The organism is Nocardiopsis sp. FR4 (assembly GCF_009830945.1).
Taxonomy (GTDB): domain Bacteria; phylum Actinomycetota; class Actinomycetes; order Streptosporangiales; family Streptosporangiaceae; genus Nocardiopsis.
In genome coordinates this window covers 200,952-227,942 of sequence record NZ_ML776454.1, presented here as the reverse complement: position 1 = coordinate 227,942, position 26,991 = coordinate 200,952, and the positions used below count along the sequence as shown (strand labels likewise).

26 protein-coding genes and 1 riboswitch are annotated in these 26,991 nt (G+C 74.4%); of the genes, 19 read left to right on the top strand and 7 right to left on the bottom strand.

Going from position 1 to position 26,991, the window contains the following annotated elements; translation table 11 throughout:
* Positions 1–111 precede the first annotated feature (111 nt).
* The gene (locus FYW95_RS00980) at positions 112–819 is read left to right on the top strand and encodes an SAM-dependent methyltransferase (protein WP_201294590.1); all 708 of its coding nucleotides are present in this window, start codon (positions 112–114) and stop codon (positions 817–819) included.
* Positions 810–1,349 carry a DinB family protein gene (locus tag FYW95_RS00975; RefSeq protein WP_159941248.1) on the top strand — a complete coding sequence of 180 codons (540 nt, stop codon included), beginning with the start codon at positions 810–812 and terminating at the stop codon, positions 1,347–1,349. The genes FYW95_RS00980 and FYW95_RS00975 overlap by 10 nt, the downstream gene beginning before the upstream one ends.
* A gap of 212 nt (positions 1,350–1,561) precedes the next feature.
* Here FYW95_RS00975 and FYW95_RS00970 read toward each other — a convergent pair whose 3' ends face one another.
* A complete protein-coding gene (locus tag FYW95_RS00970; RefSeq protein ID WP_159941246.1) occupies positions 1,562–3,655 on the bottom strand; it encodes a primosomal protein N' in 2,094 nt (697 codons plus the stop codon).
* Between the two features lie 217 nt (positions 3,656–3,872).
* Between FYW95_RS00970 and fmt the strand changes: the two genes are divergently transcribed.
* From fmt to FYW95_RS00920, 10 genes are all read left to right on the top strand, one after another.
* The gene (gene fmt, locus FYW95_RS00965) at positions 3,873–4,808 is read left to right on the top strand and encodes a methionyl-tRNA formyltransferase (RefSeq protein ID WP_159941244.1); all 936 of its coding nucleotides are present in this window, start codon (positions 3,873–3,875) and stop codon (positions 4,806–4,808) included.
* 72 nt (positions 4,809–4,880) lie between these two features.
* A complete protein-coding gene (locus FYW95_RS00960) occupies positions 4,881–6,344 on the top strand; it encodes an RsmB/NOP family class I SAM-dependent RNA methyltransferase (protein ID WP_159941242.1) in 1,464 nt (487 codons plus the stop codon).
* Positions 6,345–6,508: 164 nt separating this feature from the next.
* On the top strand, positions 6,509–7,180 hold the full coding sequence (gene rpe, locus FYW95_RS00955) for a ribulose-phosphate 3-epimerase (protein WP_159941240.1): 672 nt from the start codon (positions 6,509–6,511) through the stop codon (positions 7,178–7,180).
* A 233-nt stretch (positions 7,181–7,413) separates the two neighbouring features.
* Entirely contained in the window at positions 7,414–8,535 is a 1,122-nt protein-coding gene (locus FYW95_RS00950) for a phosphatase PAP2 family protein (RefSeq protein WP_201294588.1), read from the top strand.
* A 70-nt stretch (positions 8,536–8,605) separates the two neighbouring features.
* Positions 8,606–8,736, top strand: a riboswitch (FMN riboswitch).
* Between the two features lie 115 nt (positions 8,737–8,851).
* Entirely contained in the window at positions 8,852–9,484 is a 633-nt protein-coding gene (locus FYW95_RS00945; protein ID WP_159941238.1) for a riboflavin synthase, read from the top strand.
* 91 nt (positions 9,485–9,575) lie between these two features.
* Positions 9,576–10,865 (top strand): bifunctional 3,4-dihydroxy-2-butanone-4-phosphate synthase/GTP cyclohydrolase II, encoded by a 1,290-nt coding sequence (locus tag FYW95_RS00940; protein WP_159941236.1) that lies wholly within the window; start codon positions 9,576–9,578, stop codon positions 10,863–10,865.
* 106 nt (positions 10,866–10,971) lie between these two features.
* Entirely contained in the window at positions 10,972–11,445 is a 474-nt protein-coding gene (gene ribH, locus FYW95_RS00935) for a 6,7-dimethyl-8-ribityllumazine synthase (protein WP_159941234.1), read from the top strand.
* Positions 11,446–11,552: 107 nt separating this feature from the next.
* On the top strand, positions 11,553–12,014 hold the full coding sequence (locus tag FYW95_RS00930; RefSeq protein WP_159941344.1) for a PH domain-containing protein: 462 nt from the start codon (positions 11,553–11,555) through the stop codon (positions 12,012–12,014).
* A gap of 113 nt (positions 12,015–12,127) precedes the next feature.
* Positions 12,128–13,288, top strand: coding sequence for an XdhC family protein (locus FYW95_RS00925; RefSeq protein WP_159941232.1), 1,161 nt, complete (start codon positions 12,128–12,130; stop codon positions 13,286–13,288).
* A 173-nt stretch (positions 13,289–13,461) separates the two neighbouring features.
* The gene (locus FYW95_RS00920; RefSeq protein ID WP_159941343.1) at positions 13,462–14,049 is read left to right on the top strand and encodes a nucleotidyltransferase family protein; all 588 of its coding nucleotides are present in this window, start codon (positions 13,462–13,464) and stop codon (positions 14,047–14,049) included.
* Between the two features lie 18 nt (positions 14,050–14,067).
* Here the strand turns inward: FYW95_RS00920 and FYW95_RS00915 are convergent, their stop codons facing one another.
* From FYW95_RS00915 to FYW95_RS00895, 5 genes are all read right to left on the bottom strand, one after another.
* The gene (locus tag FYW95_RS00915) at positions 14,068–14,988 is read right to left on the bottom strand and encodes an aldose 1-epimerase family protein (protein WP_159941230.1); all 921 of its coding nucleotides are present in this window, start codon (positions 14,986–14,988) and stop codon (positions 14,068–14,070) included.
* Between the two features lie 154 nt (positions 14,989–15,142).
* Positions 15,143–15,502, bottom strand: coding sequence for a DUF1801 domain-containing protein (locus FYW95_RS00910; RefSeq protein ID WP_159941228.1), 360 nt, complete (start codon positions 15,500–15,502; stop codon positions 15,143–15,145).
* A gap of 143 nt (positions 15,503–15,645) precedes the next feature.
* Positions 15,646–18,351 (bottom strand): protein kinase domain-containing protein, encoded by a 2,706-nt coding sequence (locus FYW95_RS00905; protein WP_159941342.1) that lies wholly within the window; start codon positions 18,349–18,351, stop codon positions 15,646–15,648.
* Positions 18,352–18,607: 256 nt separating this feature from the next.
* The gene (locus tag FYW95_RS00900; RefSeq protein ID WP_159941226.1) at positions 18,608–18,919 is read right to left on the bottom strand and encodes a DUF2470 domain-containing protein; all 312 of its coding nucleotides are present in this window, start codon (positions 18,917–18,919) and stop codon (positions 18,608–18,610) included.
* 187 nt (positions 18,920–19,106) lie between these two features.
* On the bottom strand, positions 19,107–19,649 hold the full coding sequence (locus tag FYW95_RS00895; RefSeq protein WP_159941224.1) for a YceI family protein: 543 nt from the start codon (positions 19,647–19,649) through the stop codon (positions 19,107–19,109).
* A gap of 156 nt (positions 19,650–19,805) precedes the next feature.
* Here FYW95_RS00895 and FYW95_RS00890 point away from each other — a divergent pair, with 156 nt between their 5' ends.
* The 4 genes from FYW95_RS00890 (at position 19,806) to aroC (ending at position 23,279) form a co-directional block, all read left to right on the top strand.
* Positions 19,806–20,270, top strand: a complete 465-nt coding sequence (locus FYW95_RS00890) for a MarR family winged helix-turn-helix transcriptional regulator (protein WP_159941222.1) — start codon at positions 19,806–19,808, stop codon at positions 20,268–20,270.
* Positions 20,271–20,323: 53 nt separating this feature from the next.
* Complete coding sequence (locus FYW95_RS00885; RefSeq protein WP_159941220.1) at positions 20,324–21,043, top strand: SseB family protein; 720 nt, start codon at positions 20,324–20,326, stop codon at positions 21,041–21,043.
* A gap of 76 nt (positions 21,044–21,119) precedes the next feature.
* Positions 21,120–22,046, top strand: a complete 927-nt coding sequence (locus FYW95_RS00880; RefSeq protein ID WP_159941218.1) for a prepilin peptidase — start codon at positions 21,120–21,122, stop codon at positions 22,044–22,046.
* A gap of 51 nt (positions 22,047–22,097) precedes the next feature.
* Entirely contained in the window at positions 22,098–23,279 is a 1,182-nt protein-coding gene (gene aroC, locus FYW95_RS00875; RefSeq protein ID WP_159941216.1) for a chorismate synthase, read from the top strand.
* Between the two features lie 150 nt (positions 23,280–23,429).
* Here aroC and hemC read toward each other — a convergent pair whose 3' ends face one another.
* On the bottom strand, positions 23,430–24,377 hold the full coding sequence (hemC, locus tag FYW95_RS00870; protein ID WP_159941214.1) for a hydroxymethylbilane synthase: 948 nt from the start codon (positions 24,375–24,377) through the stop codon (positions 23,430–23,432).
* A 234-nt stretch (positions 24,378–24,611) separates the two neighbouring features.
* Between hemC and FYW95_RS00865 the strand changes: the two genes are divergently transcribed.
* The 3 genes from FYW95_RS00865 to aroB all read left to right on the top strand — a co-directional run bounded on the left by FYW95_RS00865 (position 24,612) and on the right by aroB (position 26,974).
* Positions 24,612–25,250, top strand: a complete 639-nt coding sequence (locus tag FYW95_RS00865; RefSeq protein ID WP_159941211.1) for a DUF998 domain-containing protein — start codon at positions 24,612–24,614, stop codon at positions 25,248–25,250.
* A gap of 123 nt (positions 25,251–25,373) precedes the next feature.
* Positions 25,374–25,886 carry a shikimate kinase gene (locus tag FYW95_RS00860; protein ID WP_159941341.1) on the top strand — a complete coding sequence of 171 codons (513 nt, stop codon included), beginning with the start codon at positions 25,374–25,376 and terminating at the stop codon, positions 25,884–25,886.
* The gene (gene aroB / locus FYW95_RS00855; RefSeq protein WP_159941209.1) at positions 25,883–26,974 is read left to right on the top strand and encodes a 3-dehydroquinate synthase; all 1,092 of its coding nucleotides are present in this window, start codon (positions 25,883–25,885) and stop codon (positions 26,972–26,974) included. Before FYW95_RS00860 ends, aroB begins: the two co-directional genes overlap by 4 nt.
* Positions 26,975–26,991: the final 17 nt, after the last annotated feature.

Below are 26,991 nucleotides of genomic sequence, written 5' to 3'. Positions count from 1 at the left end.
AGGCGGTACCATCGGGCCCTGACGGCATGGCGTGCCGCTGCCCGGGCCCGACCGGTCCGCCCTGCGGCGCGTCCTGCCTCCCACGAGCGAACCAGCTGGGGGAGCGTGATCGTGACCAAAGCCAGAGGGCCCGAACCAGGTCCGCTCACGGCTGTGTTCCGCGGACGCGACCCCGTGCCGGTCCCCGGCCAGCGGGCCCGCGTGGTCAGCCTCCGGCCGCGACCCCAGGAACCCTCCGACGCCGACCGGTCCGCGGGGGTGCGCCTGCAGCAGGCCTTCCTGGGCCGGGTCATCGACTACCTGTGCGCCGACGCCGGCGTGCGCCAGTTCGTCGACTGGGGATGCCCGGCGCCGGGGACCGACCAGCGCGTACGCGCCGCCGCCCCCGACGCCTCGGTCCTCCACCTGGCCCCGCACGGCACCGCGGGGATGCTCTCCGCCTCCGGCGCCGCCGTGCTCTCCGGGGACGGCTCCGGATCCCACGCGCTGCTGCGCCGCCTCAGCACCTGCGGGCTCGTCGACTTCGACGAGCCCGTCGCCGTTCTGATGACCACTCCCTTCCCCGCCGACGACCCGCCCTCCGCAGTCGGGGGCCTGCACGCCCTCATGCGCGGCGGCGGCTACCTCGCACTGGCCGCCCCCGCGCCCCGGACGGCGGTGGAGCGCGCCTTCGCCCCCTTCACGCCGGTCGACCCCGGGGTCGCCGACATCGCCTGGTGGCCCTACCCGGACGAGGACGTGTCCGACCGGGGCAGCGGAACCCTCGGGGGACTGGGCCGCACGCCCGCCCGGGGGAGGGGGAGCCGCCGGTGGCGGTGAACTGGACCGGGGAGATCCTGGCCCAGCTGCGGTTCTACTGGGACGACTCCCTGTGGCCCCGGCTGGAGGGGCTCACCGACGAGGAGTTCCACTGGGAGCCCGTGCCCGGGGCCCGGACCGTCCGGCGCGGTCCCGGCGGGCTCCACCAGCCCGACTCGGCCGTCCCCGAACCGCAGCCGCCCCCGGTGACCACCATCGCCTGGCGGCTGGGACACCTCGTCGTGGACGTGCTGGAGACCCGCGTCAACTGGCACTTCGGCGACCGCACCGCCACCCGGGGGTCCATCGACTGGCCCGCGACCGCCACCGACGCCAGACAGCGGCTGCGCCACGCCTACACGGTCTGGTCGGAGCACGTCCAGGACCTGGACGAGGACGCCCTGGCCGCGCCCGTGGGCGGTGCCGCCTCACCCAGCTGGGCCGACTTCCCGATGGTCGCGCTGGTCCTGCACGTCAACCGGGAGGTCATCCACCACGGCGCCGAGGTGGCCGCCCTGCGCGACCTGTACCGCGCCCGCCGCGGCCGCTGAGCCCGGCCCGAGCGGCGCCCCCGTGGCCCAGGGCGCGCGCATCCCGTGCAGGACCGCTCCGGCGACGAGGCTGCGGCCACCGGTGGGGTGGTGGTCGGTGAGGCTCTCCAGCACCCGCTCCCGCAGGGCGCGGCGCCCGGGACCGGCTGGGAGTACGGGATCACCGCGGTCCGGGGCGCCCCCTCGTACGGGGGACCGCTTCGGCCAGCCCGCTAGACCACGTGCAGCGGATCCACCCGCACCTGCGCCAGGTGCTCGTCCCGGCGCGCGCTGCGCGCCGCGGCCGCTACCTTCAGCGACCGGGCCAGCGCACCCACCCCGGCGCGGGGGACCCGCAGCAGCGCGCGTTCGGTCGGGGCGCCGCTGCCCGTGCCGGCCGTGCGCTCCGGAGCCACCGGGACCGGCCCCAGGAGTTCGGTTCCCTCGGGCAGCTCGACCTGGTCGAGCAGCTCGCGTACGTGCTCGGGGGAACCGGTGACCGAGGCCATGGACACCGCGGGGGGAAAGCCCAGTTCACGGCGCTCCGCCAGCTCGCGTGCGGCGAAACCCGTCGGGTCCCAGCGCACGAGCGACTGCACCACCGGCAGCGAGGCGTCGGCCGACACCACCACCGTGCCGCCCGGGCGGACCAGGGCCGCCGCGTTCAGCCAGCGCCGCAGCGCCTCCTCCGAGGCACGCAGGTCCATCCGGTTCAGCAGTGCCCACCCGTCCAGGAGCACCGCCGCCGCGTATCCGTTCTCGGCCACCGGTTCGGCCCCCGGGGTGGCCACCACCAGGGACGGCGCGTCCGCCACCGCCGACAGCACCTCCTCGCGGCCCGAGGTGCGCACGGTCAGTGAGGGGAAGGCCCGGCCCAGCTCCTCGGCGGTGCGGCGGGCGCCCACCACCACCGCGCGCATCCGGGTGCCCCCACACTCGGGGCACGTCCAGGCGCCCGCCACCCGGCCGCACCAGCCGCACGAGGGCATGGCGTGCGAACCGCGCACGGCGAGCGGTCCCCGGCAGGAGTCGCAGCGGGCGGGCTCACGGCACCCCGCGCACGCCAGCGTGTTGAGGTAGCCGCGCCGCGGGACCTGGAAGAGTACCGGGCCGGTGCGGGCGGCCTCGCGCGCCACCCGCAGGGCCAGGCTCGGCATACGCGCCGAACGCGCGGCCTCGTCGCGCGCCAGCTCGCGGTCGTCCCCGGCGGCCCGCACCAGCGGTGCCCGGCGGCGCAGGGTCGCACGGTCGGCGGTCAATGGCAGCGCCCACCCCGACTCGACCAGCAACTGGCTGTCGGTGGTGCGCGTGTGGCCGCCGATCAGGGCGCCGGCCCCGGCGCGGTGCGCGCGCATCGCCAGCACCGTGCGCGCGTGGGGATAGGGGGCGTGCGGGTCGGCGTGCACGTCGTCGCCGTCGTCCCACAGCACCACCAGGCCCAGGTCGCGGACCGGTGCGAACACCGCCGCGCGGGTGCCCACCACCACCCTGGTCCGCCCGCGCAGCACCGAGAGCCAGCGGCGATAGCGCTCAGCCGGGCCCAGGTCGGCTGTGAGCGCCACGTGCCCGTCCGGGCCCAACCGCTCCCCGAGCGCGGCGTCGACGGCCCCGACGTCGCGTCCGTCGGGGACCACGACCACCGTTCCGCGTCCCGCCGCGAGGGTCGCCCGCGCGGCCGTCGCCACCGCATCCGCCCAGTCGGTGCCGGGCAGGGCGTTCCACACGGCCCGCGCGGGTTGGCCCCGGCGCAGGGCGTCCAGGAACGACGGGCCCTCGGTGTAGTCCGACCAGGGGCCGTCCCCGGCCTCCTCCGGAGGCGCCTCCGCGCCCTCGGCGGGGTCCGCGGCCCCCTCCTTCTCCACCCGGGCGTGGCGCGGCGGGACGGCCAGGCGCAGCACGTCGCTCAGCGTTCCCGCGTACCGGTCGGCCACCGCGCGGGCCAGCCCCAGGACCTCGGGGGTCAGCACCGGCTCCGGCGACACCACCGCCTCCAGGTACGCCAGCCGCCCGGAGAACTCCGAGGTCTCGACCCGCTCGACCAGGAACCCGTTCAGCGGGCGGTTGTTGAAGCGCACCCTGACCCGGCAGCCGGGCACCGCCGCCTCGTCCATGTCGGCGGGCACCCGGTAGTCGAAGCAGCGGTCCAGGTGGGGCAGCGGGGTGTCCACGACCACGCGCGCCACCGGCGACCGCTCGGCGGGGACGCGCGGGGCCGGGCGGCGGGACCTCCGGGCCGCCGGGGCCTTGCTCTTGCCCTCGCCGGGGCTCCTGTCCTGCTCGGGAAGGTCGAAGAGGACCCCGTCGGGCGGTCCGGGCTGCGCTGTCATCGTCCTTTCTGTCTACCAGAGGTCGCCGACACCGCCCCGCGAGCGGCGCGGACGCGTCCCCGCACGCGGCCCGGCACGCACGGGGCCCGCCGCCGGTGACTGGTAGAACTGGGAACCCGAAAGACCGCGCCCGCGGGCTCCCCGCCTCCCCGGCCGGGACCCCGCGCACACGTCCCGCGACGCGGCGAGCGCTCCGGGCCAGTAGGGGGAGAACCACGTGAAACTTGTCTTCGCCGGTACACCGCAGGTCGCGGTTCCGTCACTCCGGGCGCTGCTCGACTCCGGCCACGAGGTGGCCGCCGTGGTCACACGCCCCGACGCCCGTTCCGGACGCGGCCGCAGGGTCGCGGCCAGCCCGGTCGGCGAACTCGCCGCCAGCGAGGGCGTCGAGGTGCTCAAGCCCGCCAAGGCGGGCGACCCCGAGTTCCTGGACCGGCTGGCCCGCATCGCCCCCGACTGCTGCCCCGTCGTCGCCTACGGCGCGCTCCTGCCGCAGGCCGCACTGGACATCCCCCGGCACGGCTGGGTCAACCTGCACTTCTCCCTGCTGCCCGCCTGGCGCGGCGCCGCGCCCGTCCAGCACTCCGTCCTGCACGGTGACGACGTCACCGGCGCGTCCACCTTCCAGATCGTCAAGGAACTCGACGCCGGACCGGTCTACGGCACCCTCGTGGAGAACATCCGTCCCACCGACACCAGCGGTGAACTCCTGGAACGGCTCTCCACCGCCGGGGCCGACCTCCTGGTGCGCACGGTCGACGGCATCGCCGCCGGTCAGCTCAGCCCGGTCGAGCAGCCCGCCGACGGCGTCTCCTACGCCCCCAAGCTCACCCCCGAGGACGCCGAACTCGACTTCACCGCGCCCGCCATGCGGGTGGACCGGCTGGCCCGGGCCTGCACGCCCGCCCCCGGCGCCTGGACCACCTTCCGCGGGACCCGGCTCAAGGTCGGCCCGGTCATCCCGCTGCCCGAGGCCGACACGCCGGTGCTCGACCCGGGGCAGCTGCACGCCGACAAGAAGCGCGTCCTCGTCGGAACCAGCACCCACCCGGTCGTCCTGGGCGAGGTGCAGCCCCAGGGCAAGCGCGCGATGGCCGCGGTGGACTGGGCCCGTGGCGTGCGTCCCACCGAGGAGGACCGCCTGGGCCGCTGAGCTGCCGTAGTCTCGACCTGGCGGTCCCCCGGGCCCGCCAGGTCCCGTCCCCGTCTTGTTGAGGCACACACGTTGAGCGAGCAGTCCCGATCCCCGTACCGCCGCCCCCGCCGGGGACCGAAGCCGGGACGGGGCGGCGGCCAGGGCAGGTCCGGACCGCCCCAGCCCCGCGACCCGGCCCGCCGGGTCGCCTACGACGTCCTGCGCGCGGTCGACCAGCGCGACGCCTACGCCAACCTGCTGCTGCCCGCCCTGCTCAACGAGCGCGGCATCAGCGGGCGCGACGCCGCGCTGGCCACCGAGCTGACCTACGGCACCCTGCGCCGCCAGGGCACCTACGACGCCGTCCTGGAGGCCTGCGTGGACCGCACGCTCGCCTCCGTGGACGCCGAGGTGCTGCCGCTGCTGCGCCTGGGCGCCCACCAGCTGCTGGCCACCAAGATCCCGCCGCACGCCGCGGTCAGCGCGACCGTGGACCTGGCGCGCAGGGTCGTGGGCCAGCACCGGTCCCGGTTCGTCAACGCGGTCCTGCGCCGGGTCTCGGCCCGCGACCTGGACGCGTGGGTGGCCGTGGTCGCCCCCGACCGCGCCGTCGACCCCAGCGGCTACCTGTCGGTCGTGCACAGCCATCCGCGCTGGGTGGTCAAGGAGCTGGCCCGGGCGCTGGGGGAGCGCTCCTCCGAGGGGCTGGTGCGGACCGAGCGCCTGCTCGCCGCGCACAACGAGCGCCCCCGTGTCACCCTCGTGGCCAAGCCGGGGCGCTCCACCGTCGCCGACCTGGTGGCCGCCGGGGCCGAGGAGGCCCGCTACTCGCCCTTCGCCGCCTACCTGCCCGAGGGCGACCCGGGCTCGATCCGCGAGGTGCACCAGAACCGCGCCGCGGTGCAGGACGAGGCCAGCCAGCTGGTGGCCCTGGCCCTGACCCGGGTGGACGCGCACGGGCGGGACGCGCTCTGGCTGGACATGTGCGCGGGCCCGGGCGGCAAGGCCGGTCTGCTGGCCTCCCTGGCCGGGCAGCGCGAGGCCCGCCTGGTGGCCGCCGAGGTGCAGCCCGCCCGTGCGGGGCTGGTGGCCCGGGCGGTGCGCCGGGCCCCGCGTGACGCGGGCCGGGCCGTGGTCGCCGACGGCACCGCGCCCGCCTGGTGGCCGGGGGTCTTCGACCGGGTGCTGGTGGACGCGCCCTGCACCGGACTGGGTGCCCTGCGCCGACGCCCGGAGTCGCGCTGGCGGCGCACCGAGTCCTCGGCCGCCGAGCTGGCGCCGCTCCAGCACGACCTGCTGGCCAGCGCGGTGGAGTCCGTCCGTCCCGGCGGGGTGGTCGCGTACGTGACGTGCTCCCCCCACCTGGACGAGACCGACGCGGTCGTGCGGGGCCTGCTCGCCGAGCGCGAGGACCTCACCCTGCTGCGCGCCGCCGACTACCTGGACGAGGTGCCCGACCTGGCCGCGGGCCCCGAGGGCCGGTACGCGCAGTTCTGGCCGCACGTCCACGGCACCGACGCGATGTTCCTGGCGCTGCTGCGCAGGCGGGACTGACCCCCGGCCGCGGCGCTCCCCGCCGCTCCTCCGCGGGTCGCTCGGGAGGATTGTGAATCTACGAGGTAAAGGTGCGGGATGTCTTTGATGTCCATTTCCGGGGGTGTAGACCCGCACTCCCGCCGCGGGCACGCGGTTCCGGGCCAGGTGGCTACACTGCACGCGTGGCCATCCAGATCTCACCCAGCATCCTGAACGCCGACTTCGCGCACCTGGCCGACGAAGCCGCCGCCGTGTCCCCCTCCGCCGACTGGCTCCACGTCGACGTGATGGACAACCACTTCGTGCCCAACCTGACCCTGGGGCTGCCCGTCGTCGAGTCCCTGCTCAAGGCGACCGACACCCCGCTGGACTGCCACCTGATGATCGAGGAGCCCGACCGGTGGGCTCCGGCCTACGCCGAGGCCGGGGCGGGCAGCGTCACCATCCACGCCAAGGCCGCCAGCGCCCCGGTGCGCACCCTGCGCGAGATCCGCCGCCTGGGCGCCCGCGCGGGCCTGGCCCTCAACCCGGCCGAGCCCGTCGAGCCCTACGCCGACCTCGTCGGCGAGATGGACATGCTGCTGCTCATGACCGTCGAGCCCGGTTTCGGCGGCCAGAAGTTCCTCGACGTGGTCCTGCCCAAGATCCGCAGGGCGCGCGAGCTCCTCGACAGCCGCCAGGCCTCCGTCTGGCTCCAGGTCGACGGCGGGGTCAGCGAGGCGACCATCGAGCGCGCCGCCGAGGCCGGAGCCGACGTCTTCGTCGCCGGTTCCGCCGTCTACGGGGCCCAGGACCCGGCCAAGGCCGTCGACTCCCTGCGCTCCCTGGCCACGCGGGCGTACGGCCGCTCCTGAACGCGGCCCGCAAGGGTCCTTCGGTGTCGCGGTACCCGCCCGCGACGCGGCGGCGGTCCCGACACGCCCGCGCGCCCGGGTGGTCACGTCGGGTCCCACCGCCCTATGCTGTGCGACCCGTAGTCGTTGATCCCAGCTTGGCCGCGGCTCCGTCTTCCCCTGCCGCGCCCCGCGCGGGCCGGGGGAGCGGCGCGGCGTGAGGCGTTGCCAGGCGCGGACCCGTGGGAGTACGCGTGAACGCTTGGACGTCCGAGCAGCTTGCCCTGGACGCGGTGTGGGAGGCGGAGGCCGTCCCGATCCGGTGGCTCCAGGGACTGGGGGACTGGCTGGTCCTCCCCCTGGGAGCCGTCACCCACCTGGGCTCCCACGCCGTGATCACCGTGGCGCTCGTCCTGGTCTTCTGGTGCGTCAGCCCGGCCCTGGGAGCCCGCCTCTTCGTCGTGGTCGCCGCCTCCGGCACCCTCAACTACCTGTGCAAGTCGGTGTTCTACGGCGCCCGGCCCTCCTGGTTCGACGCCCACGTCAGAGCGCACGCCAGCCACGACAGCTTCGGCCTGCCCTCCGGGCACGCCCAGGGCGCCATGGTCGCCTGGGGTTACCTGGCCGTGCGCTCGGGACGGAGCGCGGCGCTGTGGGCGGCCGCCGTCGTCATCGTGTTGGTCGCGCTCTCCCGGGTCTACCTCGGCGCGCACTTCATCAGCGACGTGCTCCTGGGCCTGCTGCTGGGCGCGCTGGTGGTGTGGGCGTCCCTGCGCTGGGAGGAGCGCGTCCTCACCTGGTGGCGGGGCCTGGACACGGTCCGCTGGGTGGGCTGGGCACTGGCCGCGACCCTGCTGCCCTGCCTGGCGGCCACCCTGTGGCAGTTCCTCGTGCGCGGGGCCTGGTCGGTCCCGGCGGAGTGGATCGGCGCCACGCCCGCCGACCCGGCCGCCGCCACGCTCACCGGCCTGTACACCGCGGCAGGAACCCTGCTGGGCGGGATCGTCGGCCTGACCCTGCTCGCTGGGCGCGGCTGGTACAGCGCCCGGGGCGGCTTGGCCGCGCGCGCCTCCCGCTTCGTCCTGGGCATCTCGGTCGTCGTGCTCCTGCAGGTGGTGGTGGACGTGGTCTCCGACGGTGCGCGCGGGCTGGCGGCGTCGGCGTTGAGCTTTCTCGCCTACGGCCTGATCGCCTTCTGGGCCGCCTTCCTGGCCCCGGAGCTGTTCGTGCGCACCGGCCTGGCCGGGCGCCCCGGAACCGCGGCGGACCCCGCGCGCACGGCCGCCGCGGAGGGCGTGCGCGCCGAGGACGACACGCCCGACGAGGCCTCCGCCAAGCGCACGTCGGACGGCTCCGGCAAGCCCGAACAGGGATGATCCCGGTCACACCGGCTATGCGCCCCCGCTGGCGAGGGGTTAGGATCCGAGACGTTGAGACAGTAGTCGAACACGTGCTCCGGGGTCGGTGTAATTCCGAACCGGCGGTGACAGTCCGCGACCCGGCCGAATCCATCGGCCGGTTGAACCGGTGGAATTCCGGTACCGACGGTGAAAGTCCGGATGGGAGGCAGTACGTGTCGAGACGGTCCGCCCGCTCGCGCCCCTTTCGCGCGAGCTGACCGGCGCCGCCTTGCCGTGGACCCGTTCCACACCCCTTTCCCCGGAGCCTGACAGGCGAAGGGAAGGCAAGGACGTGTTCACCGGAATCGTGGAAGAGGTCGGCGAGGTCGTCTCCGTCGAACCGGCGGGCGGCAGCGGCGAGGCCCTGCTGCTGACCGTGCACGGACCCCTGGTCAGCTCGGACGTGGGCCACGGCGAGTCCATCGCGGTCAACGGCGTGTGCCTGACCGTCGTCGGCAGCGGCGAGGGCGCCTTCACCGCCGACGTGATGAAGGAGTCGGTGGACCGCTCCACCCTGGGTTCGCTGACCGTCGGCTCCCCCGTGAACCTCGAACGCGCCGCCCGCGTGGGCGGCCGCCTGGGCGGCCACATCGTCCAGGGCCACGTCGACGGCACAGCCTGCCTGCTCTCCCGGAATCCCGGTGGCAACTGGGACGTTCTGCGTTTCGGGCTGCCCGCCCACCTGTCCCCGTACGTGGTGGAGAAGGGCTCCATCACCGTCGACGGCACCAGCCTCACCGTCTCCGCGGTCAGCGAGCCCGGCGCCCAGGAGGAGTTCTTCGAGGTAAGCCTGATCCCCGAGACCCTGCGGGCCACCACTCTGGGCGGCCTGGAGCCCGGTGCCACCGTGAACATCGAGGTGGACGTCATCGCCAAGTACGTCGAGCGGATCACCGCCGTGGCCCCGACCGGCCCGCGGGTCTGACCCGGCGCACGGAACCGGGGGCGGACCCGCAGGCAGGGCCGCCACCCGCCCAGACCACCTTCTTCACCCACGAGTTTCCCAGGGAGCGGCAATGACCGTCACCGACCCCGCAGCGGCCGCCACCGAGACCGCGCAGGCCGTCGTCCTCGACCCGATCGAGGAGGCCGTCGCCGAGTTCGCCGCCGGGCGGGCCATCGTGGTGGTGGACGACGAGGACCGCGAGAACGAGGGCGACATCATCTTCGCCGCCGAACTCGCCACCCCCGAACTCCTGGCGTTCATGATCCGGTACACCTCCGGTGTGGTGTGCGTGCCGATGGAGGGTGAGGACCTGGACCGCCTCGACCTGCCGCTGATGACCGCGCGCAACGAGGAGAGCCTGCGCACCGCCTACACGGTCACCGTCGACGCCCGCGAGGGCGTGACCACCGGCATCTCCGCAGCCGACCGCGCCCGCACCATCCGCCTGCTGGCCTCGTCGGGCAGCCGTTCCACCGACTTCGTGCGCCCCGGCCACATCCTGCCGCTGCGCGCCCGGCCGGGCGGTGTCCTGGCCCGCCGCGGCCACACCGAGGCCTCCGTGGACTTCGCCCGCCTGGCGGGGCTGCGCCCGGCCGGTGTGCTCGCCGAGGTGGTCAACGACGACGGCACGATGGCCCGCCTGCCGCGGCTGCGCGAGTTCGCCGACGAGCACGGCCTGAAGCTGGTCTCGGTGGAGCAGCTGGCTGCCCACCGCCTCGCCCTGGGCGAGAGCCTCACCGAGGACCAGGCCCACCCGCCGCTGGTCACCCGCATGGTCGAGACGCGGATGCCCAACCGGTACGGCCAGTGGCGCGCGGTCGGCTTCCGGGGCACCACCGACGGTGCCGAGCACGTCGCCCTGGTCTACGGCGACCTGACCGACGGCACCGACGTCCTGGCCCGCCTGCACTCGGAGTGCCTGACCGGGGACGCGTTCGGCTCCCACCGCTGCGACTGCGGGGCCCAGCTGGAGGCGGCCATGGCCGGCATCGCCGAGGAGGGACGCGGCGTACTGGTCTACCTGGGCGGGCACGAGGGCCGGGGGATCGGCCTGCTGCACAAGCTGCGGGCCTACAGCCTCCAGGACCGGGGCGTGGACACCGTCGACGCCAACCTGCGCCTGGGCCTGCCCGCCGACGCGCGCGAGTTCGGCGCGGGCGCCCAGATCCTCACCGACCTGGGGGTCTCCTCGGTGCGGCTGCTGACCAACAACCCCGACAAGGCCGCGGGGCTGGAGCGGCACGGCGTGCGGGTCAGCGAGCGGGTGGGGATGCCCTCCTTCGTCACCGAGGACAACATCACCTATCTGCGGACCAAGCGCGACCGCATGGGCCACGCACTGGCCGACATCGCCCGCTAGGCGGTGCCGCCGGGGGGAACCCGGCCCGGAGAGCAGACCTCACGACCGCGGTCGCGGTGCCGGGCCCGGCCCGCGGCGGCGCCGCACGACAGAGAGCAGGAAGCACATGAGTGGTGAAGGACGTCCGGACCAGTACGGCGTGGACGCCTCCGGGCTGTCAGTGGGCATCGTCGTGACCCGCTGGAACGCCCCCGTCGTCCAGCCGATGCTCGACAACGCCCTGGCCGTGGTGCGCGGATCCGGTGCGGCCGAGCCCGCAGTGGTGGAGGTGGCCGGAGCGGTGGAGATCCCCGTGGTGGCCCAGGAGCTGGCCCGCACGCACGACGCCGTGATCGCTCTGGGCGCGGTCATCCGCGGCGGCACGCCCCACTTCGACTACGTGTGCCAGTCGGTCACCCACGGCCTGACCGAGGTGGCGCTGCGCCACTCCACCCCCGTGGGCAACGGTGTGCTGACCTGTGACACCCTGGAACAGGCGCGTGACCGCGCCGGCCTGCCGGGGAGCGCCGAGAACAAGGGCGCCGAGGCTGCGCTGGCCGCCCTGGACACGGCGGCGGTCCTGCGCGGGCTGCGCCGCTGACCGGGCCCGGCCGCACGCGGTGACGACCGCTCCGCGGTGACGCGGGGCGCCCCGGCGGCGGGGTCGGGAATGAAGTGGAGCAGTCTGTGCGGACGAAGGAACAGCCGGTGGACGAGGCGTCGAAGCAGCCGGTCCTGCCCAGGACGTGGCGCCCGCGGGCGGTGCGGGTGGTCGCCTACGGTCTGGCGCTGCTGATCGTGGTGACCCTGGCGGTGCTCGCCGTGGTCCTGCCCCCGGAGTGGGGGGCCACGGACCGGGTCCTCATGGTGGGCCTGGGCCTGGCCATCGCCGGTGCCCTGCACCTGCTCGCGCGGCCCCGGCTGGTGGCCACCGAGCAGGGTGTGACGGTCGTGAACAGCATTCGCACCCACGTGCTGTCGTGGGCCGAGGTGGTGGACGTGCGGATGCCGGTGGGGGAGCCCTGGCCGTCCGCGGACCTGTCCGACGGCACCACGCTCGCGGTGATGGCCATCCAGAGCACCGACGGCGACCTGGCCCGGCGCCACCTGGAGGAGTTCCGGGCGCTGCTGCACGACCGCGGCGAGGCCCAGGAGCCCGACCGCTCGTAGGATCATCCCGGGGGAGCCGCCGAATTCTTGAGGATCGGGGGCTCCCTCCGTGTTGCGTGGGCCACGTACTTTGGTACTGAGAGCCATCGACGGAACGTGGAAGAAGGTACCGCGTGCGCGACATCCGAGCGGCCGTGTCCGACCTGTACGCATCGGGCGAGACGTTCGCGCTGGCCACCGTGGTCGACACCTACAAGAGCGCACCCCGCGACGCCGGGGCGGCGATGCTGGTCAGCGCCTCCGGCGAGGTCGTCGGCAGCGTGTCCGGCGGCTGTGTGGAGGGGGCGGTCTACGAGGAGGCCCTGGAGGTCATCCGCACCGGCGTCCCGGTGCGCCGTACCTACGGGGTCAGTGACGACGACGCGTTCAGCGTGGGCCTGACCTGCGGCGGGACCCTGCACATGTTCGTCGAGCCGGTGAGCCGCGCCGGCTATCCCCAGCTCGGCGCGGTGCTCGGCGCGATCGACGAGCACCAGCCCGTGGCCGTGGCCACCATCGTCTCCGACCCCTCCGACGCCGGCCGGGTGGGGCTGCGCCGGGTGGTCTGGCCCGGGCACGCCGAGGGCGGCCTGGGCAGCGACCGGCTGGCCGACGCGCTGGACGACGACGTGCGCGGCATGCTCGCCCAGGGCAGCACCGGCCTGCTGCGCTACGGCACCGACGGGCAGCGGCGCGGCGACCAGCTGGAGGTGTTCGTCCAGTCCTTCGCGCCCGCGCCCCGCATGCTGGTGTTCGGCGCCATCGACTTCGCCGCGGCCGTGGCCGACCTGGGCACCTACCTGGGGTACCGGGTGACCGTGTGCGACGCCCGTCCGGTGTTCGCCACCGCCAAGCGGTTCCCCACCGCGGACGAGGTGGTGGTGAAGTGGCCGCACGTGTTCCTGGACGAGATCGCCGACCAGATCGACGAGCGCACCGCCATCTGCGTGCTCACCCATGACCCCAAGTTCGACGTGCCGGTGCTCACGGCGGCTCTGCGGACCCGTGCGGGCTACATCGGGGCGATGGGGTCGCGGCGCACCCACGAGGACCGGGTGGAGCGGCTGCGTGAGGCGGGTGTGACGGAGGAGGCCCTGGAGCGCCTGCACTCGCCGATCGGCCTCGACCTGGGGGCGCGCACCCCGGAGGAGACGGCGGTGTCGATCGCCGCGGAGCTGGTGCAGACCCGGTGGGGCGGCAGCGGCCGCGCGCTGCGCGAGACCAACGGGCGGATCCACCACGACACCCCCCGGACCCCGTTGATTCCGGCCGGATTCGGTCACCCCGCCAAGTGAACCGAAAACCGCTGGGCCGTGAAGCTCCTGGTCAGGGCAGGGGTGAGGGAACTGTGGCCGGACATGTCCGGACCGTCTCCGCCAGGCGGCCCACCTGCGGCGCCCCAGCGTGACATCATCGCGTCATGGGTACTGGGGACACGCAGGACAGGGAGCGCACGCGTGGCGGCCTGGTGGCGGGCCTGTTGTTGGCGGCGGGTTCGGGGAGCAGACTCGGCCGCCCCAAGGCGCTGGTCGAGGTGGCCGGTGAGCGCCTGGTCGACCGGGGTGTGCGCACCCTGGCCGAAGGCGGCTGCCGTCCGGTCATGGTGGTGCTGGGCGCGGCCGAGACCGCGGTCCGCGGTGCCCACACCGTGTGCAACCCCGACTGGCGCACCGGCATGGGGTCGTCGGTGCGCGCCGGGATCGACGCCCTGCCCGACACGGCGGACGCGGTGCTGATCGCGCTGGCAGACCAGCCGCTGGTCACCCCCGAGGCGGTGCGCCGCCTGGTGCGCGCGCACGAGCAGGGCGCCCGCGCGGCGGTGGCCACCTACCAGGGCAACCAGCGCAACCCGGTGCTGCTGGGCCGGGAGCACTGGTCCACCGCCTACGCCATGGCCGTGCACGACGTGGGGGCGCGTCCGTTCCTGCGGGCGTACTCGCACCTGGTCACCGTCGTGGCCTGCGACGACATCGCCAGCCCGGAGGACATCGACACCATCGAGGATCTGGAGCGGCTCAGCGGCGTGCTGGGCCGTGAGCCCTCCGGGTCGGGCTGAGCGCCGCCGCGCCCGGGGTCAGGCCAGGGCCCGGGCGGTGATGCCGAACGTGTGCTCGGTGGAGTCGCCGGGGGCGAGCACGATCAGGTCTGTGCCGCTGGCCAGGGCGTTGGGCGGGCAGGTCATCGGCTCGGCCGCCAGATGGGCGCGGTGCTCCTCACCGCCCAGGGTGTCGGCGCTGAACATCTGCAGCCAGCCGAAGCTGGCGTCGCACCACAGCGACACCCGGTGCTCGGGGCCGCTCACCCGCACCCACGCGCGCCCCTCGTCGTCCCGGTCCAGGTCGGAGAAGGCGGTGTCCAGGACCGTGTCGCCCAGGGGGCGGCCCGGCGGGCGGAAGTCGAACTCCCCGCCCTCCACCGGAACGGGCGCGCCCGCGGGCAGCATCCGCTCGTCGACCGGCTGCCGGGTGCCCGCGGTGGCCTCCAGGGTGAGCTCGCCGCGCGCGGCCAGCGCCGACAGGGGTTCGCCCAGGGTCAGGTAGGGGTGGAAGCCCAGCCCGAACGGGGCGGGGGAGGGGCCGCTGTTGCGGGCGGTGGCGGTGACCGTCAGCCCGTCCCCGTCGAGCCGGTAGGCGACGGTCAGCTCCAGCGGGAAGGGGAAGCCGGGGGTGCCCCCGAAGCCCAGGCGCAGCGCGACCGCGTCCTCGGTGACCGACTCCGGTGTCCAGACCCGGTCGTGGACCAGGCCGTGGATGGCGGTGCCCGTGGCCGGGTCGTTGGGTTCCAGGCGGTACTCGGCTCCGTCGAAGCGGTAGCCCCTCTCCGTCACCCGGTTGGGCCACGGGGCGAGCACCTGGCCCTGGAAGGCCTTGGGCCCGTCGTCGCCGTAGGGCCACACCACGTCGCGCCCGCGCCAGGTGAGCGCCCGCAGACCCGCTCCCGTGTGGTCGATCTCCGCCCGGTAGTCCCCGGCACGCAGCCCGGTCACCTCACCCACCTGTCACCTGCTTCACCGTCGTGTTCGTCCGTGTGTTGAACCGGGAGATCATAGCCCACCCGCCGCCCACGCCACCCTCGGCGGCCGCACTTCGCGCGCGGTACCCCCCGTCACCCTCCACGGTCGGCCTCCGGCCCGGGCGCCCCTCGCGGGGTCACCCCTCCAGACGGCGCGCCTGGGCCAGCCAGTCGGTGTACAGCTCGGCGTCGACCTCCTCCGGGGAAGACAGCCGTACCTGTGCCATCGCGCGGGCGCCGGGCTCCAAACGGCCGGAGGGGTCCGCCGCCTCCTGGCCCCGCCAGAGGCCGAAGGACAGGCGGGACCTGTGGCCCTTGGGGTAGCAGACCGGGGACGCGCCCGGCCTCGCTCCCAGGCTCCCCACGGGGTGGCCGTGCCAGATCGCCCCGGTTCCGGGCAGGGCCGCCTCGATGGCCGGCAGCAGCCGGTCGGTGACCGCCAGCTGGCCCTCCGGCAGGGCCGAGACGTACTCGCCGACGGTGGTGTTCCTGGCCATGGTGCGCTCACGGGAGGAGGCGGTCGAGATAGCCCGGCGATGCCCCCGAACGGGCCGGTGCCGGTGCGTCCCGGCGGAGATCGCCTGCGGGTGCCGGTCAGCCGGGCCGGAACCGTCGAAGGGGCCGTCGCATGTCTCCGGAGTCAGCCGAGGAGGCCGTCCAGGGGGATGAGCACCCCCGAACCGAGGGCGACCAGCCCGGTGGACAGCAGCACCACCACCATGAACAGGGACCCCGCCACGGCCAGGCGGAAGGCGCCCAGACGGCGGCGGGCCCGGGAGGCGGGCTTCTTGCTGGCCGCCGCGCGGCCCAGGGCCACCAGGGCCACCGACAGCAGGGCGGGCAGCCACCACGCACTGCCCATGGCACCGGGCAGGGCCCCGGTCACCGCTCCGGTGACCTCCGACAGCCAGCCCAGGACGGGGCCGTCACTGGCTTCCAGCAGGCCGGTGTAGGCCGAGGTGACGAACGCGCTCTCGGGGTAGAAGCCCTCGTCCGGGCGCACCACCCGTCCCAGCGCGTCCACCAGGCCCAGCAGTGCGGCCGGGTAGGCGAAGCGGCGGCACCTGCCCGCCTTCATGGCCCGTTGGATCTGTCCCATGGTCCGGTCGGCCCGGCGCCGCCTGCGTTCCTGCTCGCGGGGGCTCAGCCCGGGTTCCTGGCCGGGCGCGTTGCCGTAGGGCCACACGGTGGTCGGGTCGACGGGCCTGTTCGGCGCGGTGGTGGCCTCGGCCCGGCGCCTGCGGGCGGCCGACACCCCCTCCCTGGCCTGTGACCAGCGCTCACGGGCCGAACCGGCCAGCGACGCCCACCGGTCCTGGCGGCGCGCCCTGCCGTCGGCCCGCTCGCGTTCGCTGATCCAGGCGCCCACCCGCGCCGCCTCGGGCAGCAGGAGCACCGCCGTGATCAGGGCGCTTCTGGTGGTCAGGGCGTCGCGGCCGCTGCCGTCGCGCAGGGCCAGGCGCCGCTGCTCCGCCCACCAGGGGGCGTGCGGGGCGGCGCTGCGCTGGCGGGGGTGCCAGGACTGGCGGCGCAGCAGCGACCGGAACCGGGAGGCGGTCTCGGGGACCAGGACCAGTTCGACCGCACGGGCCCAGGCGGTGTCGATCTCGTGGGGCTCCGGTGCGCGGGGCGCGTCCGGGCCCGCTCCGCTCAGCTGGCCGACGGTCTCCGTTACCCGCCGCATGATGAGGGGGACCTCGTGCTGGACGCGTTCGAGCAGGGCGCACCGGCCCGAGCCGCCCGAACGGCAGGCCGGGTGCGGGCACCAGTGCTGGGAGCCCAGACCGACCGCGCCCGAGGAGACCGCCTCGCGTACGACCGCGTGTCGGCTGGCGTCCCCGGTGGCCAGGGCCAGCAGTCCGTCGGCGCTGATCTCGTGTCCGCGGAAGCGCGGGGGCATGCCCGGGACGTACCGGGCGGCCAGCGCGCTGATCGCCACGTGCGCCAGTTCGGGGTGTGCGTCCAGACCGGTGAGGTAGGCGCGGTCGAAGGTGTAGTCGTTGACCTCGCGGTCCAGCCAGGTGCGCAGCTGCGGCCAGTGGCTGCGCAGCCACATGGCACCGGTCTCGGAGCGGTCGAGCAGGTCGAAGGCCAGGCTGGGCGGGTCCTCGTGGCTGACCCCGGCGAAGTCGAGGGGGCGCAGGCGGCGCGCGGTGCGGATCTGCGGCCGCTCGCCGGCCAGCCACTGCACGACCTCGTCGTAGCCCCATCGGGCGGAGGGGGCGGGGGCGAGCAGGCCGCGGGCCAGCAGGCGCCAGCGCTCGTCGGTGATGGCGGAGATGTCCACCTCGGTGTTGCGCGCGGTCAGCCAGTTGCCGCCGCGTGCGGGGCGGCGTCCGGTCACCAGTTCGTGCACCATCACGCCCAGGGACCACCAGGCGGCGGGCGCCTCGCGGCGGCCCTCGACGACCTCGGGAGCGGCGTAGTCCTCGGTGACCGCCAGTCCGCCGTAGACGCGGCTCATGGTGGCGCGCACCGCGCCGCCGAAGTCGGTCAGGGCCACGACCGTCGGGTCCAGGGAGCGCACCAGAAGGTTCTCGGGTTTGACGTCGGTGTGGTTGTGCTGGAGTTCGTGCTGCCAGTGGTGCAGGCACTCGGCGACCGCGCGGACCACGGCCCGGGCCCGCTCCTCCTCCAGCGGCGCCTGGTCGATGACCGCGCGCAGCGATCCCTGGGAGAAGTACTCCTGGGCCTCCCAGGCCAGGTCCTCGCCCCAGGAGCTGGCGGCGGTGCCGTAGCCGTGGATGGCGGGGGCGTGCGGTGAGGCTGTGCCGCGGGCGCGGAGCCGGTCCAGGAGTTCGCGGTTGAGGTCGTGGCCGGGCCGGTAGACCTTGAGGGCGAGCGCCCGGCCGGGGGAGTCCGCGGGTTCGGCCAGGTAGACGACCGCCTCGCCGCCCGCGCCGATGTGGTCGAGCACACGGTAGCGGCGGCGCAGCTGGGCGGGGACCGCGTAGTCCAGGTCGCCCGCGGGGCCGACCACCACACGGGAGACCAGGCGGGCCAGCCAGTCCAGGAGCGGGCCGAACAGGGTCCGCCACCAGGGGGTGCGGCCCGGTCCGGTCCCGGCCGGGGAGGGGCGCGGGCCCCGTCGCCCGGTCGCCGGGGAGGAGGCCGCCCGGGTGGCGCCGGGCAGGACGCTGGTGCGGTCGGCGGCGGGTGCGGCGACGCGGGTGGGCTCGGTGTCCCCGCGCAGCGTCGGACGCAGGACGCGGGTGACCCAGCGCGTGGCCGAGGCGCGCGCGGACGCACCCCCGCCGTCACCGGTCCGGGTGAGGGGAGCGGTGGGTGCGGCGGGGTCGATCCGCTGGGTCGGAGCGTTGTCGTCACCGGGGTCGGGCGTGCCCATGGAGGTCGTGGCCATCCTTCGGCTAGGCGTTCTGGCGTGGACGTCCGGGGGATCGACGGTCCTTCCAGAGTAGGCCCCGCACGGCTCCTGGAGCGGCGGTTGGCGGCGTCGGTCCCCGGTGCGGGTCCCGCCGTGTCCCCCTGTCCTCCTTTGACTCCCCGGAGTCGCGCGGAGTTCCGCCGGAGTGTGATGTTCGCCGGTCCCCTCGCGGGGCGTCGGGTGAGTTCAGCCGGGCGGGCGGGGCGCCGGGGAGCGCTCAGTGCCGTCCGCGCGCGGGGACACCGAGCCGTGCGCAGGACTCCTGGTACATGCGCACGACCTCGGCCCGGATCTGGGCGCGTTCGGTCAGCGGGTGCGCCCAGGGGATGCGGACGGTGTGCTCGGCGCCGTCCACGGTCACCGCGTAGTCGCCGCCCTCGCCGTCCAGGCCGGTCATCCGGGCGGCGGTGGCCTCGGGGCGGCCGCCCAGCGCGCGGCAGATGAGCAGGGTGTCCTCGGGGTGGTCGTCGTTCATGTGCCCGGTGACGGCGGCGACGACCTCGGGCGGGAAGGGGTTGGGCGAGGGCACGGGACCTCCCGGTCGGCCGGTTCCGCCCGCGGTGCGAACGAGCGGGGGGAGGGCGTGCGGCCCTCCCCCCGCTGACGATATCCGAGGCACCCGAGGAGGTGACGGTGTGTCGTCACAGCTTCGGCGGGGCCTCCCCCGGTTCCGGCGCGCCCCCGGCCAGACGTGGCGCCGGGCACGGCGGGCGTGCTCAGCCCTGGTGCGTGAACTCGGCGTCGATGTCGATGGTGATCTTGTCGCCGACGACCACGCCGCCGCCGTCCATCGGCATCTCGATGTCCACACCGAACTCCTTGCGGCTGATCTGCGTGGAGGCGCTGAACCCGGCGCGGGTCAGGCCGTAGGGGTCGAGGGTGGAGCCGTTGAACTCCAGGGTGAGCTCGACCGGGCGGGTGTTGCCCTTGATGCTCAGGTCGCCCTTGAGGACGAACTCCTCGCCCCGGGGCTCCAGGCCGGTGGAGCGGAAGGTGAACTCGGGGTACTCCTCGACCGCGAAGAAGTCGGCCGAGCGGATGTGGTTGTCGCGGTCGCCGTTGTCGGTGTTGATGGAGGCCGCGTCGATCGTGGCCTCGACGGAGGACTGGGTGGGGTCCTCGGGAACCGTGAGGGTGGCGTCGAACTTCTCGAACCGGCCGCGGACCTTGCTGACCATCATGTGCCGCACCGAGAAGCCGACCACGCTGTGGGCGGCGTCGATCTTCCAGGTACCGGGCTTGAGTTCCTGCGCTGCCATGGTGTCTCCCTCGTCGGGTCGTCGGACCCGGGGATTCGGGCCCTTTTCACTGCTGAGTAACAAGGTAGCTGAGAAGAATCTTCCCCGGAAGGAGTTTAGGCGGTCCTCCGCGCACGTGCAAGAGCGCCCAGCCGACCCGCCACTACGATGTTGCGCATGGACAAGGCCGTGTGGCTCGACCCGGGGGAACAGCGCGTCTGGCGAGACTTCCTGCGGATGAACGCCCGGATCTACGACGAGCTGGAGAAGGACCTGCGCGCCCGCACCGGTCTGTCGCTCATCGAGTACGGGATCCTCGTGCACCTGTCCGAGGCGCACGAGCAGCGCATGCGCATGCGCGTGCTCGCCGACACCGTCATCGTCTCCAAGAGCAGACTCTCCCACCAGGTCGCCCGGCTCGAACGCGACGGCTACGTGCGCCGCGAGCACTGCGCCGACGACCGGCGGGGCCTGTGGGCCGTGCTCACGGAGAAGGGCTCCCTCCTCCTGGACCAGGCGGCGCCCGGACACGCCGCGCGGGTGCGCTCACTGCTGTTCGACAGACTCACCGCGGAGCAGGTCGCCCAACTCAGCGCGATCATGGGCGCCCTCGATCCCGGCGGCCCCGCCCCACGCGGCTAGGCTCCCGGCGCACGCGCCACGCGCCCCGCCGCCCACCGGTAGAGTCGGTGCACGTGAGCAGACCATCCATCATCGGTGCCCAGAACTTCCGCGATGACGACGGCAGCGCCGACCCCGAGGTCGAGGCGCGCCTGCGCGAACACGCCTCGGGGAAGACCGGCGACCGCCAGGTGCTGGCCGTGCTCAGCGGATCCCGCGTGCTCATCCCGGTGGTCGCCGTGGCCACCGAGACGGAGCAGGGCGCCGGCGGGCTCACCAAGGACAAGCACAGCGAGGTCGCCGTCCCGATCATGACGGGCAAGGACGGCCGCCGGGGTGTGCTGGCCTTCACCTCGGTGGAGTCCGTGCGCCGCTGGCGCCCGGACGCCCGCCCGGTGCCCTTCACCGCCAGGGACGCCTGCCGGGCGGCCGTGGAGGAGGGTGCGGACGCCCTGGTCATCGACGTCTCCGGCCCCGTGCCCTACACCGTCCAGGGCCGCTTCCTCAGCCTGCTCGCCGAGACCGGCGGCGTTCCCGAGCCCAAGGACGACCCGCAGGTCCTGGCGCTCATCTACCGGGTGACGCACACCGAGTTCGGCATCGAGAGGGTGCGCATCCACCCCTCCGAGCGCGGCGAGATCGGCATCCGCCTCGAACTGGAGGAACGCGACGACGCGGTCCTGCGCCGCGTGGCCGCGCGGCTCACCGAGGAACTGCGGCACGTCCTGCCCGGGGGGATCGAGCTGAGCGCGGTCGTGCGCGCCCACCGCGACGACGACTCCGCCCGGGGATAGGGGCGGGGTCACCGGGTTCGTCCACAGGCGGGACCCGCCGGTGTCGCGGAGGGCCGCCAACAGATAACTTCCCACCATGCCCACCCCCTCCGCCCTCGTGCTCGGACCGCACCTGTGGACGATCCTCGTCGCCGTCCTGCTCATCCTGCTCGGCGCGGTGGTGGGCCAGCTCAACGGCCGTCTCGTCCACCTCTTCGGACCGGCGCCCTCCCCCGGGCCGCGCGGCTCGCTCGCCGCGCCCCGGCGTCGGGCCCGGCCCCCCGAGGAACCCGCGGACACCGCCGCCGGTCCCGCCTTCCCCGAGTACGACGAGGGGCCGCCGCCGCCCCGCTGCCCCCAGTGCCGCGCCGAACTCCGCTTCCTGCGCTGGTTCCCCGCCGTGGAGGCCCGCACCTTCCGAAGACGCGGGGCCTGCCCCCACTGCGAGCAGGTCATCCGCTCCGACCCCGCGGTCACCGCGGTCACCGCCGCCCTGTTCGGGTGCGTGGGCCTGTGGGCCGTACCGCAGCCGCACTGGTGTCCCTTCAGCCTCCTCGCCCTGCTCTGGCTGGTCGCCCTGGGGGTGCTGCTCTCCGCCATCGACGTGCGGGTCATGCGCCTGCCCGACGCCGTCGTCGCGCCCTCCTACGCGGTGACAGCGCTGCTGATCGGCGCGGCCGTGCTCCTGCCCCCCGAGGGTCCCGACCTCGACCGGGCCGGGGACGCGCTGTTGGGAATGGCCCTGGTCACGGTGCTGTACTGGCTGCTGTGGCGGGTCAACGGCACCGGGCTCGGGTTCGGCGACGTCAAACTCTCCGGGCTCACCGGCCTGTACACCGGCTGGGCGGCGGGCCCCCTGGGCGCCCTGGTCTCCGTCTTCTGGGCCTTCGCGGCCTTCTCCCTGGTCGGGCTGGTCCTCATGGCCCTGCGGCGGCTCACCCGACGCGACCCCTTCCCGCTCGGTCCCTTCATGCTCGCCGCCACCCTCGCCACCGTCCTGGCCGGGCAGCCCCTGCTCCCCTAACCGCGCACCCGGATGCGTCGCCACCCGCCGATCCGTGGGAGGATTGTGCACATGTTGCGTTGGCTGACCGCGGGGGAGTCCCACGGACCCGCACTCGTCGCGATTCTGGAGGGCCTCCCGGCCGGTGTGTCCGTCACCTCTGACGACATCGCCGCCGCGCTGCTCCGCCGCCGCGCCGGGTACGGCCGTGGTGCCCGGATGAAGTTCGAGAAGGACCAGGTCTCCGTCATCGGAGGCATTCGCCACGGCCGGACCCAGGGAGGGCCGGTCGCGGTCGAGGTCGGGAACACCGAGTGGCCCAAATGGGAGAAGGTGATGTCGCCCGACCCGGTTCCCGCCGAGGAACTGGACGGCGTGGCGCGCAACGCGCCGCTCACCCGGCCCCGCCCCGGTCACGCGGACCTGGTCGGCATGCAGAAGTACGGCCACGAGGAGTCGCGTCCGATCCTGGAGCGCGCCAGCGCCCGCGAGACCGCGGCCCGCGTCGCGATCGGCGAGGTGGCCCGCCAGTTCTGCCGCCAGGCCCTGGGCGTGGAGATCCTGAGCCACGTGGTCTCCATGGGAACCGTGGCCGTCCCCGAGGACGCGCCCGAACCGGCCCCGGCCGACCTGGCCGCGATCGACGCCGACCCGGTGCGCTGCTTCGACTCCCAGACCAGCGCCCGCATGGTCGAGGAGATCGACGACACCAAGAAGTCCGGTGACACCCTCGGCGGCGTCGTCGAGGTCTTGGCCTACGGTCTGCCGCCCGGCCTGGGCAGCCACGTGCACTGGGACCGGCGCCTGGACGCGCGCCTGGCCGGTGCGCTCATGGGCATCCAGGCGATCAAGGGCGTGGAGGTCGGTGACGGCTTCCGCACCGCCGCCCGCCGGGGCTCGGCGGCCCACGACGAGATCGAGCCCGGTCCCGACGGCGTGCGCCGCCGCACCAACCGCGCCGGCGGAGTCGAGGGCGGCATGAGTACCGGTGACCCGCTGCGGGTGCGCGCCGCCATGAAGCCGATCGCCACCGTGCCCAAGGCCCTGGACACGATCGACACCGAGACCGGCGAGCCCGCCCAGGCCCACCACCAGCGCAGCGACGTCACCGCCGTCCCGGCCGCCGGTGTGGTGGCCGAGGCCATGGTGGCCCTGGTGGTCGCCGAGGCCGCGATCGAGAAGTTCGGCGGCGACTCGGTCGCCGAGACCGCGCGCAACCTCCAGGGCTACCTGGACTCGCTGACCATCCGCTGAGCCCCGCTCTCCGGCCGCTGGGAGGCCAGGAAAACCGGCCTCCCAGCGGCCAGGGCAGCAGTTCAGGAGTGCTCCCCGCGCCTGCGGGGACATCCCGGCCCGAACGCCCCCGCCCTGTGCGGAACGGGGTGCCCCGCCGTGCCCTGACGCCTAGTGGGGGATGCCGTCGATGACGCCGCGAGCGCCCTTGCGCAGGAGCGTCGCGGCGACGAACGCGCCCAGTTCGGCCGGTCGCTCGACGCCGTCCCGTGCGTGGGCCTGGACGAACTGCTCGCCCTCATGGGTGAAGACGCTCCCGACCAGGGACAACCGGCCGTCCGCCGCGGTGTGGCAGTGCCCGGCGATCGGGGAGTTGCAGTGCCCCTGGAGTCCCGACAGCATCGTCCGCTCAGCGGTGACCCAGGTGCGCGTCTCGGGGTCGTCGAGCAGCCGCAGCAGTCCGGCGATGTGGCTGTCGGCGGTGCGGCACCGGACGCCGATGACACCGGAGCCGACCGCCGGGGTCATGATCTCGGGCGCGATGAACTCGGTGATTCGGTGCTCCAGGCGCACGCGGTGCAGACCGGAGGCGTTGAGGATGACCGCCTCGAACCCCTCCTCCGAGTCCATGCGGGAGAGGCGCGAGTTGACGTTTCCGCGCAGGCGGTCCACGTGCAGGTCCGGCCGGTGCCTGAGCAGCTGCGCCTTCCGGCGCACGGCGGATGTGCCGATCCGGGTGCCCGGCGGCATCTCCGCCAGCGATCCGTAGGGCGAGCCCTCCCGCACCACCAGGACGTCGCGCACGTCCTCCCGTGGCAGGTACGCGGCGAACGCGGTGCCCTCGGGCGCGGGTACGTCGCCGGGAACGTCCTTCATGGCGTGCACCGCGATGTCGATCCCGCCCATGACCAGATGACGGTCGATCTCCTTGAGGAAGGCGCCCTTGCCGCCCAGTTCGGCGAGGTCACCCGTCCACCGGTCCCCGGAGGTCTCGACGCCGACGATCTCGGCGGGGACGTCGGCGGCCTCGGCGATGAGGTTCTGGACGAGGCGGGCCTGGGCCATGGCCATGGGCGAGGTACGCGAGCCGATGCGCAGCGGAGGGCGGTCGGTGGGCATGCGCTCAAGGTACTCGTGTGCGGCTGCCGGTGTGGCTGGTATGCCACGGTCGGCGATGACCAGGCGTGGCGCGTGGTCCGCGTCGATGGCGGGACAGGGGTGGAACGCCGCCGCGCCGGGCCAGGCGCGGCGGCGATGCGATCGGCGCGGGTGCCCCGTCCCGGGGGGAGGTCGACGGGCGCGGGGCCCGCCCTATCGTGGTGTGCCCAAAGTCCCCCGGCGGAGGCGGCGAGCATGTCCCGAAAGCTCCTGTTGTGCGGCGCTGTCGCCGGCCCCCTCTTCGTCGGGGTGTTCACGGTCGCGGGTGCGCTGCGCCCCGACTACCTGCCGCTGCGCCACCCCGTCAGCTCGTTGGCGCTGACCGGGGCCGGGCGGGTCCAGGTCGCCAACTTCCTTGTCGCGGGTGCGCTCTTGGTCGCCTTCGCCGTCGGAGTGCGGCGTGAGCTGGGGAGGACCTCGCGGGCGGGGGCCAAGCCCTGGCTGCTGGGCGCGGCCGGGCTCGGGCTGATCGGCGCCGGACTGTTCCCCACCGACCCCGTGAGCGGCTACCCCCCGGGCACCCCCGACGAGCTGGTGTACACCCCCGCGGGCGCCGCGCACGACGGCGCGTCCGTGCTGTTCTTCCTGGGGATCCCGCTGGCCTGCCTGGCCTTCGCGTGGTGGTTCGCGCGCGGCCGGAGGCGGTGGCTCGCCGCCTACTCCGCGCTCAGCGCGGTCGCCTTCGTCGCGCTCTTCCTCCTGGCGGGCCTCGGGTTCGCGCAGGAGCCGGGGTTCGTGGAGCTGGCAGGTCTCCTCCAGCGGTTCTCGGTGGGTGTGGGGCTGGCGTGGACCACGGTGGTCGCGGTCGTGCTGCTGCACGCGGAGCGGACGTGACCGCTCCGCCCGCACGCGCTGTCTGCTAGACAAGGAGGCACACGTAACCCATCGGTGCCCCTCCGCGCGCGGAGGCGGACCACGGATTTCCGAGGCAGGCAGAACGTGGCGAAAGCGATCGCGGTGCTCATCGGTTCACCCGGATCGGGCAAGTCCACCGTCGGTGAGGCACTGGCCAAGCGACTGGGCGCCGATCTGCTGTGTACCGACACCGAGATCGAGCGGCGCGCGGGCAAGCCCGTCGGCGACATCTTCGTCGAGGACGGGGAGGAGCGCTTCCGCGCCCTGGAACGCGAGGTCGTCGCCGAGGGCCTGCGCTCCTGGGAGGGTGTGATCGCGGTCGGCGGCGGCGCCGTCCTCAACGAGGACACCCAGCGCGACCTGGCCGACCACCACGTGGTCTACCTCCAGGTGGAGTTCGGCGAGGCCGCCAAGCGCGTGGGCATGGACGTGGCCCGCCCCCTGCTGGCGGGCAACCCGCGCACCCGGCTGCGCCAGCTGCTCAACGAGCGCCTGCCCGTCTACGAGCGCCTGGCCACCGTCACCGTGGAGACCACCGGCTACCACCCCGAAGAGATCGTCGACGCCATCCTGCCCTCGCTGAGCGGGCAGGGGACTGGAAGGGCCCAGCAGTGACCGTCACCCGGATCGGCGTCGGCGACGCCAACGGCCGCTACGACGTGGTCGTCGGCAGCGGTGTCCTCTCCGAGCTCCCCTCGCTGGTCGGCCACGCCTCGCAGGTCGCCGTCATCCACCCCGGGGGCCTGGGGGAGATCGCCCGGCCCGTGCTCGGCGCCCTGGAGGCGGCCGGGTACCGGGCCCACTCGATGCCCGTTCCCGACGGTGAGGCCGCCAAGGCCTCCGCCGTCGCCGCGGACCTGTGGTCCCGGCTGGGCCAGCACGGCTTCACCCGCAGCGACGCCGTGGTCGGCGTCGGCGGGGGAGCCGCCACCGACCTGGCCGGTTTCGTCGCCGCCACCTGGCTGCGCGGCGTGCGCTCGGTCCTGGTGCCCACGACCCTGCTGGGCATGGTCGACGCCGCGGTGGGCGGCAAGACCGGCATCAACACCCCCGAGGGCAAGAACCTCGTCGGCGCCTTCCACCCCCCGGCCGGGGTCCTGTGCGACCTGGCCACCCTGCCGAGCCTGCCCCGGGCCGACTACATCGGAGGGCTCGCCGAGGTCGTCAAGGCCGGGTTCATCGAGGACCCGGTCATCTGCGACCTGATCGAGGACGACCCCGAGGGCGCCGCCAGCCCCGAGGGCAAGCACACCAGGGAGCTCATCGAGCGGGCGATCCGGGTCAAGGCCGACGTGGTCTCCGGCGACCTGCGCGAGAGCGGCCGCAGGGAGATCCTCAACTACGGCCACACCCTGGGGCACGCCATCGAACGGGTCGAGAACTACACCTTCCGGCACGGCTACGCGGTCTCCATCGGCATGGTCTTCGTGGCCGAACTCGCCCGGCTGGACGGCCGCATCGACGCCGACCTGGTCCGGCGCCACCGCTCGCTGCTGTCCTCGGTGGGGCTGCCGACCTCCTACGCGCCGGAGGCCTGGCCCGAGCTGCGCGCGGCCATGACCGTGGACAAGAAGGCGCGCGGCGCCACCCTGCGCTTCGTGGTCCTGGACGGCCTGGCCCGGCCCACGATCCTCAGCGGGCCCGCGCCCGAGCTGCTCGACGAGGCCTACCGCGCGGTCACGGGCGCCACCCGGGTCCCGTAGAGCCACTAGACTGCACA